Origin of the sequence: Streptomyces calidiresistens (assembly GCF_014141525.1) — a bacterium.
Lineage (GTDB): Bacteria > Actinomycetota > Actinomycetes > Streptomycetales > Streptomycetaceae > Streptomyces > Streptomyces calidiresistens.
In genome coordinates this window covers 1-14,563 of record NZ_VKHS01000045.1, presented here as the reverse complement: position 1 = coordinate 14,563, position 14,563 = coordinate 1, and the positions used below count along the sequence as shown (strand labels likewise).

Genomic DNA, 14,563 nt, shown 5'->3' with positions numbered 1-14,563 from the left:
CTCCCGGGGCGCCCCGCCCCGCCCCGGGAGGGGCGCGGGCCCCGGGAGTCCCGGGGCGGTCGCGTTCGCGCAGCGTACGGAGCCGGGCGGCCCACGGACACACCGAACGGGACCCCGGGGGTGAGTGCGGAATAAGCGACCGACATAATGTCGGGCGTGGCGACAGCAACAGCAGTAGAAACCGGGCACGCGCATCCCTCGGTCAACCGGCCGAACCTCACCAGCGTGGGGACAGTCGTCTGGCTGAGCTCCGAGTTGATGTTCTTCGCGGCCCTCTTCGCGATGTACTTCACCCTGCGGTCGGTGATGGGCTCCGAGTACTGGTCCGAACAGGCCAATGCGCTGAACCTGCCCTTCGCCGCGACGAACACCACGATCCTGGTGCTCTCCTCGCTCACCTGTCAGCTCGGCGTGTTCGCGGCCGAGCGCGGTGACGTGGTCAAGCTCCGGATGTGGTTCATCGTCACCTTCATCATGGGGTCGGTCTTCATCGGCGGTCAGGTCACGGAGTACGTCGAGCTGGTGGTGCACGAGGGCGTCTCGCTCTCGTCGGACCCCTACGGCTCGGTGTTCTACCTGACCACCGGGTTCCACGGCCTTCACGTGCTGGGCGGGCTCATCGCCTTCCTGTTCGTGTTGGCGCGGACCTACGCCGCCAAGAGGTTCACCCACGAGCAGGCCACCTCGGCCATCGTCGTGTCCTACTACTGGCACTTCGTGGACGTGGTGTGGATCGGCCTCTTCGCCACCATCTACCTGATCCGCTAGGAGATCAGGGGGTGCCGCGTCCGGGATCGAACCCCATGGGTAAAATCAGGACAAATGGCCGGGGCAGTGCCCTCGGCGATCTCTTGTCCACCCCGTGGCCGACCCCAGCCGGACACCCGTCCCACTCACCGACGCAGAAGATCCTGACACCGGGGTAATCCGTGAAAAAGCTCTCCGTACGACGGCGCCATCCGCTGGCGGCGTTCGTCGTCCTCATCTTCGCGCTGGCGGCCACGGGGGGGCTGTACGCCGCGCTTGCGCCCGCGGGTGAAGCCAAGGCCGATGCCTCGGAGACCTCGATCGCCATCGAGGAGGGCCAGAAGCTCTACGCCGTCGGCTGCGCCAGTTGCCACGGTGCCGGCGGGCAGGGCAGCAGCGACGGCCCCACCCTGGTCGGCGTGGGCGCCGCCGCCGTCGACTTCCAGGTCTCCACCGGCCGGATGCCGATGCAGCAGCCCGGGCCGCAGGCACCGACCAAGCCCAACATCTACTCCGAGGAGGAGATCGCGCAGCTCGCCGCGTACATCGCCTCCCTCGGCCCGGGGCCCGGGGTGCCCGAGGCCTCCGCGTACGACCCCTCGGAGGGCAACGCCGCCCACGGCGGTGAGCTCTTCCGCACCAACTGCTCGCAGTGCCACAACTTCACCGGGCAGGGCGGCGCCCTGACCCACGGGAAGTACGCGCCCAACCTCCACGACGTGGACCCCAAGCACATCTACCAGGCGATGCTGACCGGCCCGCAGGCCATGCCCAGCTTCCCCGATGCCGTGCTGCCGCCCGAGCAGAAGCGCGACATCATCGCCTGGCTGACCGCCGTCAACACCTCCGAGTCGCCGAGCCCGGGTGGATTCGGCCTGGGCGGGTTCGGGCCCGTCGCCGAGGGCCTGTTCGCCTGGACCTTCGGCATCGGTCTCCTGGTCGCCGTGGCCGTGTGGGTCGCCGCCCACACCGCGAAGGCGAGGAAGTCATGAGTAGCCAGATCGAATCCCACGACGACGTGAACGACGGGAAGACCCCCGTCCGGACGGGCGACGCCGACGGTCTCCCGGAGACCCGGGAGCACGACCCGTTCGCCGACCCCGGTCTGCCGGCCCACAAGCCGCGCATCCAGGACCTCGACGAGCGGGCCGCCAAGCGGTCCGAGCGCGTGGTGACCCTGTTGTTCACGGTCTCCATGCTGGCGACGGTGGGGTTCATCCTCTCCTATGCCCTCATCCCGATCGACGCGATCACCTACATCTGGCCGTTCGGGAACGTCAGCCCGCTGAACTTCTCGCTGGGCATGACCCTGGGTCTCGCGCTGTTCTGCATCGGCGCCGGAGCGGTCCACTGGTCCCGCACCCTGATGTCGGACGAGGAGAGCGCGCAGGAGCGGCACCCGATCGAGGCCACCCCCGCGGTCAAGGCCGCGGTGATGGAGGACTTCCGCAAGGGCACCGAGGAGTCGGGCATCGGCTTCGGCCGCCGCAAGATGATCCGCAACTCGATGTTCGGCGCGCTGGCCCTGGTGCCGCTGTCCGGCATTGTCCTGCTGCGCGACCTCGGCCCCTCCCCCGAGGGCGGCGCCCCGCTGCGCCGCACCATGTGGGAGGAGGGCACCCTGATCATCAACGAGAACACCGGCCAGCCGCTGCGGCCGGAGGACATGGTGGTCGGGTCCCTGGTCCAGGCGATGCCCGAGGGCCTGGACCTCCACGACCACCACTTCCACGAGGAGATCGCCAAGGCGGCGGTCATGCTGGTGCGGCTGGAGCCGGAGGACATCAAGGACCAGCAGTCCGCGGACTGGGGTCACGAGGGCATCCTCTGCTACTCCAAGATCTGCACCCACATCGGTTGCCCGGCGACGTTGTACGAGCAGCAGACGCACCACGCGCTCTGCCCGTGCCACCAGTCGACCTTCGACCTCTCGGACGGCGCCCGGGTGCTGTTCGGCCCGGCCGGACACGCCCTGCCGCAGCTGCGGATCACGGTCAACGAAGACGGGTACCTCGCGGCGATGGGCGATTTCGAGGAGCCCCCGGGCCCGAGTTTCTGGGAGCGTGGATGAGTACCACAACCAACCCCCCGAAGAGGGAGACCCGATCCGGCGCCCCCGCCGGTGAGAAGGTCGCCGATTGGGCGGACGGCCGACTCGGTGTCTACACCGTGGCCAAGTCCAACATGCGCAAGATCTTCCCCGACCACTGGTCCTTCCTGCTCGGTGAGATCTGCCTCTACGCCTTCGTCATCCTCCTGCTGACGGGCGTCTACCTCACACTCTTCTTCGTGCCGAGCATGGCCGAGATCGAGTACGAGGGTTCCTACATCCCGATGCAGGGCGTGCTGATGTCGGAGGCCTACGCCTCCACCCTGAACATCAGCTTCGACGTCCGCGGCGGCCTGCTGATGCGGGAGATCCACCACTGGTCGGCGCTGCTGTTCGTGGTCGGCATCTTCTTCCACATGATGCGGGTGTTCTTCACCGGCGCCTTCCGCAAGCCGCGCGAGATCAACTGGCTGTTCGGCTTCGCGCTGCTGGTGCTGGCGATCCTGACCGGTCTCACCGGCTACTCGCTGCCGGACGACCTGCTCTCCGGTGTCGGTATCCGGTTCATGGAGGGCGCCATCCTCTCGGTGCCGGTGGTCGGCACCTGGCTGCAGATGCTGGTGTTCGGCGGCGAGTTCCCCGGCTCGCTGATCATCCCGCGGTTCTTCGTGGCACACGTGCTGCTGCTGCCGGGTCTGATGCTGGGTCTGCTGGTGGCGCACCTGCTGCTGGTCGTCTACCACAAGCACACCCACTTCGCCGGTCCCGGTCGGACCAACGACAACGTCGTGGGCATGCCGCTGTTCCCGGTCTACATGGCCAAGGCCGGTGGCTTCTTCTTCCTGGTCTTCGGTGTGATCGCGATGATCGCCGCGACCACCAGCATCAACCCGGTGTGGGTGCTGGGGCCGTACCGGCCGGACCAGATCTCCACCAACGCCCAGCCGGACTGGTACCTCGGCTTCTCCGAGGGTCTGGTCCGCATGATGCCGGGCTGGGAGATGGTCATCCCCGGTGGCTACACGCTCAACCTCGGTCTGCTGGTGCCGCTGATCGTCTTCCCGCTGGTCTTCGCGGTCATCGCCCTCTACCCGTTCTTCGAGGGCTGGGTGACCAAGGACAAGCGCGAGCACCACATCGCGGAGCGCCCGCGCAACGCCCCCACCCGGACCGCGGTCGGTGTGGCCTGGCTGAGCTGGTACTTCGTGGCGCTGGTCGCCGGTGGAAACGACATCTGGGCGATCCACTTCGACCTGTCGATCAACGCCATCACCTGGTGGACGCGGATCTCCTTCTTCGTCCTGCCGGTGATCGTCTTCATCATCACCCGGCGGATCTGTCTCGGCCTCCAGCGCCGGGACCGGGAGAAGGTGCTGCACGGTCGCGAGACGGGCATCATCAAGCGTCTCCCGCACGGCGAGTTCATCGAGGTGCACGAGCCGCTGAGCGCCGAGAAGCGCTACGCGCTCACCGCCCACGACCAGCCCCGGCCGGCCGAACTCGGGCCGTCGGTCGACGAGAACGGCGTGCCGCGCAAGGTCGGTCCGCTGGAGCGGCTGCGGGTGCGCATAAACCGCGGGTACTACGGTCCGAGCGGGCAGATCCCCAAGCCCACGGCCGAGGAGTACCGCGAGATCACCAGCGGACACGGCCACCACTGATCCCCTGGATCGTGCGACCGTGAACCCGTGAACGCCGAAGCGGCCCCGTCCGGAGACCGGACGGGGCCGCTTCGGCGTTCCCCCGCGTCGATAGGCTGGTCCCGGCCCCGTGACGCCGCCCGGGCGTTCCCCCCGGACGGCGGTCCCGCGGGTCCCCGGTCGGACCGGAGGGAACCCGGGCCACCGGAGTCCCTCCGTCCCCCATTCCCAGGAGCCCAGCCATGAGCACGGCGACCCCCGGAACACCCGGCCCTCCCGGCGCCCCGGCCGGTGGCGGATCCGAGCACGGTCCGGCGCCGAGCTGGCCCGGCGTGCTCTCCGGCCTGCTCGCCGGCCGGGACCTGTCCACGGAGGACGCGGCCTGGGCGATGGACCGGATCATGCGGGGTGAGGCCACCGACGCCCAGATCGCCGGCTTCGCGGTGGCGCTGCGGGCCAAGGGGGAGACCGTCGGGGAGGTCACGGGGCTGGTGCGCGCCATGTACGCGCACGCCCGCACCATCGAGGTGCCCGGGCCGGCGGTGGACATCGTGGGCACCGGCGGCGACCGGGCCCGGACCGTCAACATCTCCACCATGGCGGCGATCGTGGTCGCCGGCACCGGCGCCCGGGTGGTCAAGCACGGCAACCGCGCCGCCTCCAGCGCCAGTGGCGCCTCGGATGTCCTGGAGCGCCTGGGGGTCAACCTGGACCTGCCCCCCGACCGGGTCCCGGGGGTGGTGGCCGAGGCGGGTATCGGCTTCTGTTTCGCGGTGAAGTTCCATCCGGCGCTGCGGCACGTGGCCGCGGCCCGTCGGGAACTCGGCGTCCCCACCACCTTCAACTTCCTCGGGCCGCTGACCAACCCCGCCCGGGTGGGTGCCCAGGCCACCGGCGTCGCCGATGCCCGGATGGCCCCCATCATGGCGGGCGTGCTGGCCGAGCGGGGCGTCTCGGCGCTGGTGTTCCGGGGAGACGACGGGTTGGACGAACTGACCGTCACCGGCACCTCGACCGTCTGGGTGGTGCGTGACGGCTCCGTCACCCGGGAGGGGTTCGACCCCCGGGATGTCGGTATCGAGCCGGTGCCGCTGGAGGCCCTGCGCGGCGCCGACGCCGAGTACAACGCCGGGGTCGCCCGGCGGCTGCTGGACGGGGAGACGGGCCCGGTGCGCGACGCGGTGCTGCTCAACGCCGCCGCGGCGCTGGTGGCCCTGGACCCCGGTTCGGCCGCCGAGCCGTTGGCGGCCCGGCTGGCCGCCGGCATGGAGCGGGCGGCGGAGTCCGTGGACTCCGGCGCGGCGCGCAAGACGCTGGAGCGGTGGGTGGCGGCCACCCACCGCTGACCCCGCCGCCGGCCCGGGGCCGGCGGGGGAACCGATACGGAGCGGCCCCGCTCCCGCCGCGGTGCGGCGGGAGCGGGGCTCACCCGTACGGGCGCGTCCGGACGCGTGTGCGTCCGGGGGCGGTCAGGAGTCCAGGCCGATGGCGAAAGCCGCCTCCAGATCGTGCCGGGAGTAGGCGCGGAAGGCGATGTGGGTTTCGGTGGAGACCACGCCGGGCACCTTGCTGATCCGTCCCGGGATGACCTCGGCCAACTCGTCGTGGTGCGGTACCCGAACCATCGCGATCAGGTCGTGGGCCCCGGTCACCGAGTAGACCTCGCTCACCCCCTCCAGGGCGGCGATCCGTTCGGCGATCTCCGGAATCCGGTCCACGTCGGTCTTGATGAGGACGATCGAGGTGATCACGGCACGCGCTCCCCAGGGTATCGGACTGAGAACGCCTCGACTCTAGTCCCGGGTCACGGCGTACGGGGGACCCGCCAGGCCGTAGGGTGACAGGATCAAGGTGACAGGGCACGGGTGCGGGGGAGGAGGGCGGCGGTGCCGGGCGGCCGGTGACGCCGCGCGGGAGCCCGCTCCCGCGTTCGCAACGATCGAAGAAGAGGACGGCAAGATGGCGCTCCCCCAGCCGACCGAAGGGACCCGCTGGCGTTGCACGCTGTGCGGCAACCTCACCCGCTTCGACGTCACCCGCAGCAGCCGGGTGGTGGAGTACGTCCACCTCGACCTGGCGGGGGAGGCCCGGGTGGAGGAGCGGGACGTGCTGAGCGAGCGGATCGAGTCGGTGCGCTGCCGGTGGTGCGACGCGGTGGACCAGGTCGAGCTGGTGGACCGGCCCGGCGCCGGTTCCTGAGCCGACGGAGGCAGCCGTGTCCGCATCGACGACGGGGGAGACGGGGGAGGGACCGGAGGAACCGACGGAACCGGGCCGCGGGCCCGATCCGACCGGTCCGGTGAACCGGGGGACCCCGGTCGGGGACGGCCCCGCTCCGGACGCCGCTCCCGGGGACGCCTCCGACGCCCCGGGGGACGCCCCGCCCGCCGGGACGCTGCTCCCCGAGCGGGTCCGCCACCGGGTGGTCGCCACCGCCGGCGACACCTTCGCCGGTCTCACCCTCAACGAGCTCCCGCTCCCCCTGCGTCAGTACGCCCGTTTCACCCCCGCCCGGCGGATCCGGCTGGGCGCCGCGGCGATCGCGGCCGTGGTGGAGGAGGACACCGTCTTCCGGCACCGGGTGGCCTCCCGCTGGCGGGCCGAGCACCCGGAGCTGACCGCCGCGCTGGAGACGGGGGTCGTGCCGCCGGCGGCCGACCCCGTCGAGGTGGCCACCACCGCTTATCTGGTCCGGCCCCCGGGGTGGGCCGAACTGCTGGAGACCGCGGGCCGGGAGGAGCGCCGGCGGGTCGCCGAGCGGGCCGACGAGCAGCGCGACCGCGAGCTCGCCCGCCTGCGGGCCGAGGCGGAGCACGCGCGCACGGCGGGGCGCGAGGAGACGGAGCGATTGCGCGCCGAGCTGGAGGAGGCCCGGCGCGAGGGGGACGCCCTGCACCGCAAGGTGCGCAGTGCCCGCAGCGATGTGCGTCGCGGTGAGGCCGAGCTGCGCAAGCTGCGGGCGGCGATGGACGCCGAGCGCGCCGAACTCCGGGCCGAGCGGAACCGCCTGGAGAGCGAGGTGCGCCGGCTGCGGGCCCGGCTGGCGGAAACCGAGAACGCGCTGGAGTCGAGCCGTCGGGCGGCCCGTGAGGGGCGCAGCCTGGAGGACATGCGGGTCCGGTTGCTCCTGGACACCGTCCTGGAGGCGGCCCGCGGCCTGAGCCGCGAACTGGCCCTGCCCCCGGTGGAGGTGCTGCCGGCCGACACGGTCGAGGCGATCTCCCCGGAGACGGCGGGCCCGGGTGACATCCCGTCACGGGCGATGGGGGAGAGCGATCCCGCCCTGCTGGACCAGTTGTTGGCGCTGCCCCGGGCCCATCTGGTCGTGGACGGCTACAACGTGACCAAGACGGGGTACCCGCACCTGCCGTTGGAGAAGCAGCGTCAGCGGTTGCTGAGCGGGCTGGCGGTGCTCGCCGCCCGGAGCGGGGCGGAGACGACCTGTGTCTTCGACGGGGCGGAGTTGGCGGCACCGGTGATGCCGACGCCCGCGCGCGGGGTGCGGGTGCTCTTCAGCCCTCCGGACCAGACCGCCGACGAGGTGATCCGCCGTCTGGTCCGTGCCGAGCCGCCGGGGCGCCCGGTGGTCGTGGTCTCCACCGACCGCGAGGTGGCGGACGGGGTGGCCCGGGCGGGGGCCCGGCCGGTCCCCTCGACGATGTTGTTGCGCCGCCTGAGTCGGACCTGAACCGGCGGGGGTGCCGCCCCCCTGCCGGGCCGTGGCGCGCCGTCCCGGGCCCTCGGGGCGCGGGAGGCGTGGTCGATGTCACGCCACCGGCGGGATGGTCCCCTTCCGCGGTACCGAGAGGGGTGTCCCGGGTACCGGAACGGGGAACCCGTCGTTCGGGGAAACGGTCGGGGAGTCGTTCGGGAAGGGCGCACGACATCTTTTCCGGGCGCACGCGACGCGCCGAGCGCGATATTCGTGCCCCCGTTCGGCGGGTGGAGCGCCTCCGGGGATCCGTCCCCTCCCGGGTGGCTTGGGAGGATTCCTCCCGGGCGGAAAGTATCGCCCCGCTCACCACCGGTGCGCGGTAAGTAAAAAGATTCCTCGGGGATTTGAAACGGATCCATCACGGTCGCTAGGGTCTGCTCGAACCTTCGCGCGGCCGTTCATCCAGCCCGGGTGACCGCGGGGGTACCGCCTGATCCGTGGCAGCAGTGACGCGGAGCCGGGTTCACCCGGTTGGCGGCTGAGGAAGAAGGAGATCGCCCGCGTGGCGTCCCACCGTCGTCCCAAGCAGCCGAGCCGTGCCCGTGTGACCATATTCGGTGCCACCGCGGCAGCCACCGTCGCGCTCACCTCGCAGAGCGCCTCCGCCGACCCCAATCCCACCAAGGATGAGGTCAAGGAGCGCGTCGACGAGCTCTACGAGCAGGTCACCGAGATCACCGAGGAGTACAACGGCGCCAAGGAGCGCGAGGGTGAGATCAAGGAGCGTGCCGAGGAGCTCCAGGAGGCCGTCGCGCGCGGCCAGGAGGAGCTGAACGAGCTGCGCAACAGCCTCGGTTCGGTCGCCACCGCCCAGTACCGCAACGGCGGCCTGGCCCCCTCGATGCAGCTGTTCCTCTCCGCCGACCCCGACGGGTACCTCGAGCAGGCCTCCACCCTCGGCCAGGTGACGGCCAAGCAGGCCGAGGCGCTGCGCACCATCGAGAGCAAGCAGCGCACCCTCGCCCAGCAGCGCGCCGAGGCCGGCGAGCAGCTGGAGGCACTGGAGAGCACCCGCGAGGAGATCAAGGCCAAGAAGGACAGGATCCAGGGCAAGCTGACGGAGGCCCAGACCCTCCTCAACCGCCTCACCGAGGAGGAGCGCCGCCAGCTCGCCGAGGCCGAGGCCGCCGAGCAGGCCCGCGCCGCCGAGGCCGCCCAGCGGGCCACCCGCAGCGAGGAGCGCACCGACCTCGGCGGCTCCGGGGCCGCCACCGCCTCCACGCAGCAGACCGCCCCCACCACGACCGCCGGTGGATCGGGCCGCGCCCAGACCGCGCTGTCGATGGCCCAGAGCAAGGTCGGTTCCCCGTACGTGTACGGTTCGGCCGGTCCGAGCACCTTCGACTGCTCCGGCCTCACCTCCTGGGCCTACGCGCAGGCCGGCATCTCCCTGCCGCGCACCTCGCAGGCCCAGGCCAACGCCGGCACCCGGGTGTCCCAGAGCGAGCTGCAGCCGGGCGACCTGGTCTTCTACTACAGCGGGATCAGCCACGTCGGCATGTACGTCGGCAACGGCCAGATCGTCCACGCCCCGCGGCCGGGCTCCTCGGTGCACTACGCCGGGGTCAACTCGATGCCGTTCATGTTCGGCGTCCGCGTCGCCTGATCCACCGCCGCCCCGACCCCGGGGGTCGCGCGGCGGCGAACACCACCGCCCCCGCGACCCCCGGGTCCGGGGGCGGAGTGCCGCCCGGCCGACCCGTCCGGCATCCTCCGTGCGGGTGATTCCCGGAACCCCCCACCGCGCGGCGACCGAGCCCTCCCTCTCCCCGGCACAACGGCCGTGACCTGGGGATTTCCCCACCGTCCCGGGGATCGCCCCCACCTCCGTCCCGCGCCGGGGCGCCGGGGCCGGACGGCGGATCGTTTCCCGCCCCTCCGCGCCGCCGCTAGATTCTGCTCCCCCCGGGGCCCATCGGTGGGTCCCCACCCGAGGGAGCGCGTTCCGCAGTGGCATCGCATCGACGGCCGGCACCCGTCCGGGGCCGGGTTGTGCCCTCCCGGTGGGGCCGCGCGGTGGCCCTCTCCGCGACGACGGGCGCCCTGACCGTCCTCGGCTCCGCGCCCGTGGCGGCGGCCCCGGGCACCGGGAACGCCGGGGACACCACCGAAGGGGCCGGGTCCCCGGCGGACGACTCCGCCACGGCCCGCGCGCTCCTGGACGACACGGTCGTGGAGGCGGGTCGGGCGGTCGAGGAGTACAACCGCGTCTCCGAACGGGTCGGCGAGCTGACCACGGAGGTGGAGCGCCTGCGCGACCGGCTGGCCCGCGACCGGGAGCGCGTCAACCGCAAGCGGGAGGCGCTCGGCGGTATCGCCGGGGCCCAGTACCGCTCGGGGGGAATGGACCCCGCGCTGGCCCTTCTGCTCTCCCCGGACCCCGACGCCTACCTCACCGGCGCGGCGGCGCTGGAGCGCATCTCCGGTCGCGGCGCGGAGGAACTGCGCGAGTTGCGGCGTCTGCTGCGCGGCATGGAGCAGCGGCGGGAGGAGACCGCCGAGGCGGTGGGGGAACTCGAGGAACGGCGGGCCGAACTCGCCCGCCGCAAGGAGGAGGTCCGGCGCAAACTCGCCGGGGCCCGGATCCGGCTGGAGCGACTGACCGCGGAGGAGGAGCGGGAACGCGCCTCGCGCGCGGGGGACCGCGTCGAGCCCGCCTCCCCGGCCGGGGAGGCGGACGGCCCGGTGAGCGGTCGCGCCGCCGCCGCGGTGGCCGCCGCCCGGAGCGCGGTGGGCCGGCCCTACGTGTGGGGCGCCAACGGCCCGCACGGCTTCGACTGCTCCGGCCTCACCCAGTGGGCGTGGTCCCGGGCGGGAGCCTCGCTGCCGCGCACCTCGCAGGCCCAGGCCGCGGCCGGGCGACGGGTGGACGTCGCGCGCATCCAACCCGGCGACGTGGTGGTCTACCGTCCGGACGCCGGCCACGTCGGGTTGTACGTGGGCGGCGGCCGGGTGGTGCACGCCCCGTATCCCGGCGCGAACGTGCGCGAGGACCCGCTCGGCATGATGCCGATCTCCGCCGTCGTGCGTCCCTGAGCCCGGGCGGGGACACGGCGGACCGGCGGGCCGGATAGGCTCGGCGGCGATGCACAGGACGCTGATCGTCACCAACGACTTCCCGCCCCGCCCCGGCGGCATCCAGTCCTTCCTGCACAGCCTGGCGCTGCGCCTGGACCCGGAACGCGTGGTCGTCTACACCTCCACCTGGAAGCGGGACGACGAGGGGCGGGCCGCCTGCGCCGCCTTCGACGCGGCACAGCCCTTCCCCGTGATCCGCGACCGGGCCGTGATGCTGCTGCCCACCCCCCGGGCCACCCGGCGGGCGTGCGCGCTGCTGCGCGAACACGACTGCGCCTCGGTGTGGTTCGGGGCCGCGGCCCCGCTGGGGCTGATGGCGCCCGCGCTGCGCCGGGCCGGCGCCCGCCGGTTGGTGGCCACCACGCACGGCCACGAGGCGGGTTGGGCGCGGTTGCCGGCGGCCCGCACCCTGCTGCGTCGCATCGGCGACTCCACCGACACGATGACCTACCTGGGGGAGTACACCCGCTCCCGGATCGCGCGGGCACTCGACCCGGCGGCCGCCGCCCGGATGACGCACCTCCCGCCGGGGGTGGACGAGAAACTCTTCCACGCCGGGTCGGGCGGGACGGAGTTGCGCGCCGAACTGGGACTGACCGACCGGCCGGTGGTCGTCTGTGTCTCCCGCCTGGTGCCCCGCAAGGGCCAGGACACCCTGATCCGGGCGATGCCCCGGATCCTGCGGGCCCACCCCGACACGGTGCTGCTGATCGTCGGCGACGGCCCCTACCGCGCCGACCTGGAGCGACTGGCGGAGCGTCACGGGGTCACGGCCGCCGTCCGGTTCACCGGAGCGGTGCCGGCCTCGGAGCTGCCGGCCCACCACGGGGTGGGGGACGTCTTCGCGATGCCCTGCCGCACGCGCCGCGGCGGGCTGGACGTGGAGGGCCTGGGCATCGTGTACCTGGAGGCCTCGGCCACCGGCGTGCCGGTGGTCTCCGGCGACTCCGGCGGCGCCCCGGACGCCGTGCTGGACGGGGAGACGGGGTGGATCGTGCGGGCGGGCGCCCCGGACGCGGCGCGGACCACCGCCGACCGGATCGTGGCGCTCCTCGACGACCCCGCGCTGCGCCGGCGGATGGGGGAGCGGGGCCGGGCCTGGGTCGAGGAACGGTGGCGGTGGGACCTGATCGCGGAACGGCTGCGCGGCCTGCTGTGAGCCGACCGCGCGGCCCCCGGGAGCCGGGGGCCGCGCGGTGTCGGTCGGCGGGAGCCGGTGGTCAGGAGGAGTACAGGGCCTCGATCTCGTCGGAGAAGTCCCGCGCCACCACGTGCCGCTTCAGTTTCATCGAGGGCGTCAGGTGCCCGGACTCCTCGGAGAACCGGTGGTCCAGCACGTGGAACCTGCGCACCGACTCCGCCCGGGAGACGGCGGCGTTGCCCCGGTCCACGGCCCGCTGGAGTTCCGCGCGCAGCTCGGGGTGTTCCAGCAGTTCGGCCTCGGTCAGCCCTTCCAGGCCCCGCTCGGCGGCCCACCGGGGCAGGAACTCCTCGTCCACGGTGATCAGCGCCCCCACGAACGGGCGTCCGTCGCCCACCACCATGCACTCGGCGACCAGGGGATGCGCCCGGATCCCGTCCTCGATGACGGCCGGCGCGACGTTCTTGCCGCCGGCGGTCACGAGGATCTCCTTCTTGCGCCCGGTCAGCCGCAGGTAGCCGTCCGCGTCCAGCTCGCCGAGGTCGCCGGTGCGGTACCAGTCCCCGGTCATCGCCTCGGCGGTGGCGGCGTCGTTGTTCCAGTAGCCCCGGAACAGGTGCGGGCCGCGCAGCAACACCTCGCCGTCCTCCGCTATCCGCACCGAGGTGCCGGGCAGCGGCCGGCCGACGGTGCCGATCCGGGGGGCGTCGACGGGGTTGACCGCGGTCGGCGCGCAGGACTCGGTCAGCCCGTACCCCTCCAGCACGGTGAACCCGATACCCCGGTAGAAGTGCCCCAGCCGGTCGCCGAGGGCGGCGCCGCCGGAGATGGCGTGCGTCGCCCGGCCGCCGAGCACCGCCCGCAGCCTGCGGTACACCAGGCGGTCGAAGAGGGCGTGCCGCAGCCGCAGGCCCGGGCCGGGGCCCCCGGGGGTGTCCAGGGCGCGGCTGTGGGCGACGGCGGTCGCGGCGGCGGCGTCGAAGATCCGTCCCTTCCCGGCTTCCCGGGCCTTCGTCCGGGCGGAGTTGTAGACCTTCTCGAAGACCCGGGGCACGCCCAGCACGATGGTGGGCCGGAAGGAGGCCAACTCGTCGGTGAGGGTCTTCACGTCGGGGGCGTGTCCGAGGGTGATGGGCGTCAGCACCGCCACCACCTGGACGAGGCGGGCGAACACGTGGGCCAGGGGGAGGAAGAGCAGCACCGAGCTCTCCCCGGTGCGGAACAGCGGCCCGAGCACCTGGACCACGCCCCGGGCGTCGGCCAGGAAGGCCCCGTGGGTCAGCACGCAGCCCTTGGGACGGCCGGTGGTGCCCGAGGTGTAGATGATGGTGGCGGGGGTGTCGGGACCGACGGTCGCCAGGGCACGGTCCAGGACGGCGTCCCCGACTTCCCCGCCGGCCCGCACCAGCGCCTCGACGGCGGGCGGTTCGGTGCCCCGCCCGGCGGCGTCGCCGCCCGCGCCGTTCCCGGCCTCGGGCTCCAGGGTCCAGTGCCGCCGCAGGTCCGGCAGCCGGTCGCGCACGGATTCCACCAGCGCGCGGTGACCGGTGTTCTCGGTGACGACGCCCACGGCCCCGGAGTCGGCGAGGATCCAGGCGGCCTGCTCGGCCGAGCTGGTCTCGTAGATGGGCACCGGCACGGCGCCCGCGTACCACAGCGCGAAGTCCAGCAGGGTCCACTCGTACCGGGTCCGGGACATCAGGGCCACCCGGTCGCCCGGGCGGATGCCGGAGGCGATCAGCCCCTTGGCCACGGCGCGGATCTCGTCGCGGAAGGCGGAGGCCGTGACGTTCTCCCAGCGCCCGTTCCGCTTGCGGGCGACCACCGCCTCGGCTGGCAGGCGGGCGGCGTTGGCGTCGATCAGGCCCGGCAGGCCGTTCCCGTCCGGCGCGTCCCGCAGGGCGGGGCCACTGGATTCGCGGAGTGCGGTGGACTGGGGCACGAACGCTCCTCGGACACGCCGGGGGGCCGTCACGGTCCGGCCCCCATCGGCTGCGGTACTCGGTGGACCCACGGATCCCGGGGCCGCCTGGACGTTACCCATCGGTACCCCGCCGGGGCCAGGGGATTCGTCCGGATGTTCCCCGTGTCACATCGCGGATCCCGTCCGCAGCCTAACCCGGGGCGGTATGCGGGATCCCGGCCCGCGGGCCGCCCCCGCCCCCGCGGGTCACGATCCGTCACCGTTCGTC

12 protein-coding genes are annotated in these 14,563 nt (G+C 73.0%); 10 read left to right on the top strand and 2 right to left on the bottom strand.

What is annotated here, in order from left to right; translation table 11 throughout:
- Positions 1 to 147: 147 nt before the first annotated feature.
- The 5 genes from ctaE to trpD all read left to right on the top strand — a co-directional run bounded on the left by ctaE (position 148) and on the right by trpD (position 5,783).
- On the top strand, positions 148 to 768 hold the full coding sequence (gene ctaE, locus FOE67_RS04045; RefSeq protein WP_143619075.1) for an aa3-type cytochrome oxidase subunit III: 621 nt from the start codon (positions 148 to 150) through the stop codon (positions 766 to 768).
- A 161-nt stretch (positions 769 to 929) separates the two neighbouring features.
- Positions 930 to 1,739, top strand: coding sequence for a cytochrome bc1 complex diheme cytochrome c subunit (gene qcrC / locus FOE67_RS04040; protein WP_182660462.1), 810 nt, complete (start codon positions 930 to 932; stop codon positions 1,737 to 1,739).
- Positions 1,736 to 2,818, top strand: coding sequence for a cytochrome bc1 complex Rieske iron-sulfur subunit (gene qcrA, locus FOE67_RS04035; protein ID WP_182660461.1), 1,083 nt, complete (start codon positions 1,736 to 1,738; stop codon positions 2,816 to 2,818). The genes qcrC and qcrA overlap by 4 nt, the downstream gene beginning before the upstream one ends.
- Complete coding sequence (gene qcrB, locus FOE67_RS04030) at positions 2,815 to 4,458, top strand: cytochrome bc1 complex cytochrome b subunit (protein WP_182660459.1); 1,644 nt, start codon at positions 2,815 to 2,817, stop codon at positions 4,456 to 4,458. The genes qcrA and qcrB overlap by 4 nt, the downstream gene beginning before the upstream one ends.
- A gap of 221 nt (positions 4,459 to 4,679) precedes the next feature.
- A complete protein-coding gene (gene trpD, locus FOE67_RS04025; protein WP_182660456.1) occupies positions 4,680 to 5,783 on the top strand; it encodes an anthranilate phosphoribosyltransferase in 1,104 nt (367 codons plus the stop codon).
- A gap of 123 nt (positions 5,784 to 5,906) precedes the next feature.
- Here trpD and FOE67_RS04020 read toward each other — a convergent pair whose 3' ends face one another.
- Entirely contained in the window at positions 5,907 to 6,188 is a 282-nt protein-coding gene (locus FOE67_RS04020; protein ID WP_143619085.1) for an Lrp/AsnC family transcriptional regulator, read from the bottom strand.
- Positions 6,189 to 6,396: 208 nt separating this feature from the next.
- On the opposite strand from FOE67_RS04020, the gene FOE67_RS04015 reads away from it, so the two are divergent.
- The 5 genes from FOE67_RS04015 to FOE67_RS03995 all read left to right on the top strand — a co-directional run bounded on the left by FOE67_RS04015 (position 6,397) and on the right by FOE67_RS03995 (position 12,389).
- Positions 6,397 to 6,636, top strand: a complete 240-nt coding sequence (locus tag FOE67_RS04015) for a hypothetical protein (RefSeq protein ID WP_182660454.1) — start codon at positions 6,397 to 6,399, stop codon at positions 6,634 to 6,636.
- Positions 6,637 to 6,736: 100 nt separating this feature from the next.
- Positions 6,737 to 8,125 (top strand): NYN domain-containing protein, encoded by a 1,389-nt coding sequence (locus FOE67_RS04010; protein ID WP_182660452.1) that lies wholly within the window; start codon positions 6,737 to 6,739, stop codon positions 8,123 to 8,125.
- Positions 8,126 to 8,654: 529 nt separating this feature from the next.
- The gene (locus FOE67_RS04005) at positions 8,655 to 9,758 is read left to right on the top strand and encodes a C40 family peptidase (protein ID WP_182660449.1); all 1,104 of its coding nucleotides are present in this window, start codon (positions 8,655 to 8,657) and stop codon (positions 9,756 to 9,758) included.
- Between the two features lie 410 nt (positions 9,759 to 10,168).
- Positions 10,169 to 11,188 carry a C40 family peptidase gene (locus FOE67_RS04000; protein WP_323384182.1) on the top strand — a complete coding sequence of 340 codons (1,020 nt, stop codon included), beginning with the start codon at positions 10,169 to 10,171 and terminating at the stop codon, positions 11,186 to 11,188.
- 49 nt (positions 11,189 to 11,237) lie between these two features.
- Positions 11,238 to 12,389: a glycosyltransferase family 4 protein gene (locus FOE67_RS03995; RefSeq protein ID WP_182660445.1), complete on the top strand. Its 1,152-nt coding sequence runs from the start codon at positions 11,238 to 11,240 to the stop codon at positions 12,387 to 12,389.
- 61 nt (positions 12,390 to 12,450) lie between these two features.
- On the opposite strand, the gene FOE67_RS03990 is transcribed toward FOE67_RS03995, so the two are convergent.
- A complete protein-coding gene (locus FOE67_RS03990) occupies positions 12,451 to 14,415 on the bottom strand; it encodes an AMP-dependent synthetase/ligase (protein WP_182660443.1) in 1,965 nt (654 codons plus the stop codon).
- Between the last annotated feature and the right edge of the window lie 148 nt (positions 14,416 to 14,563).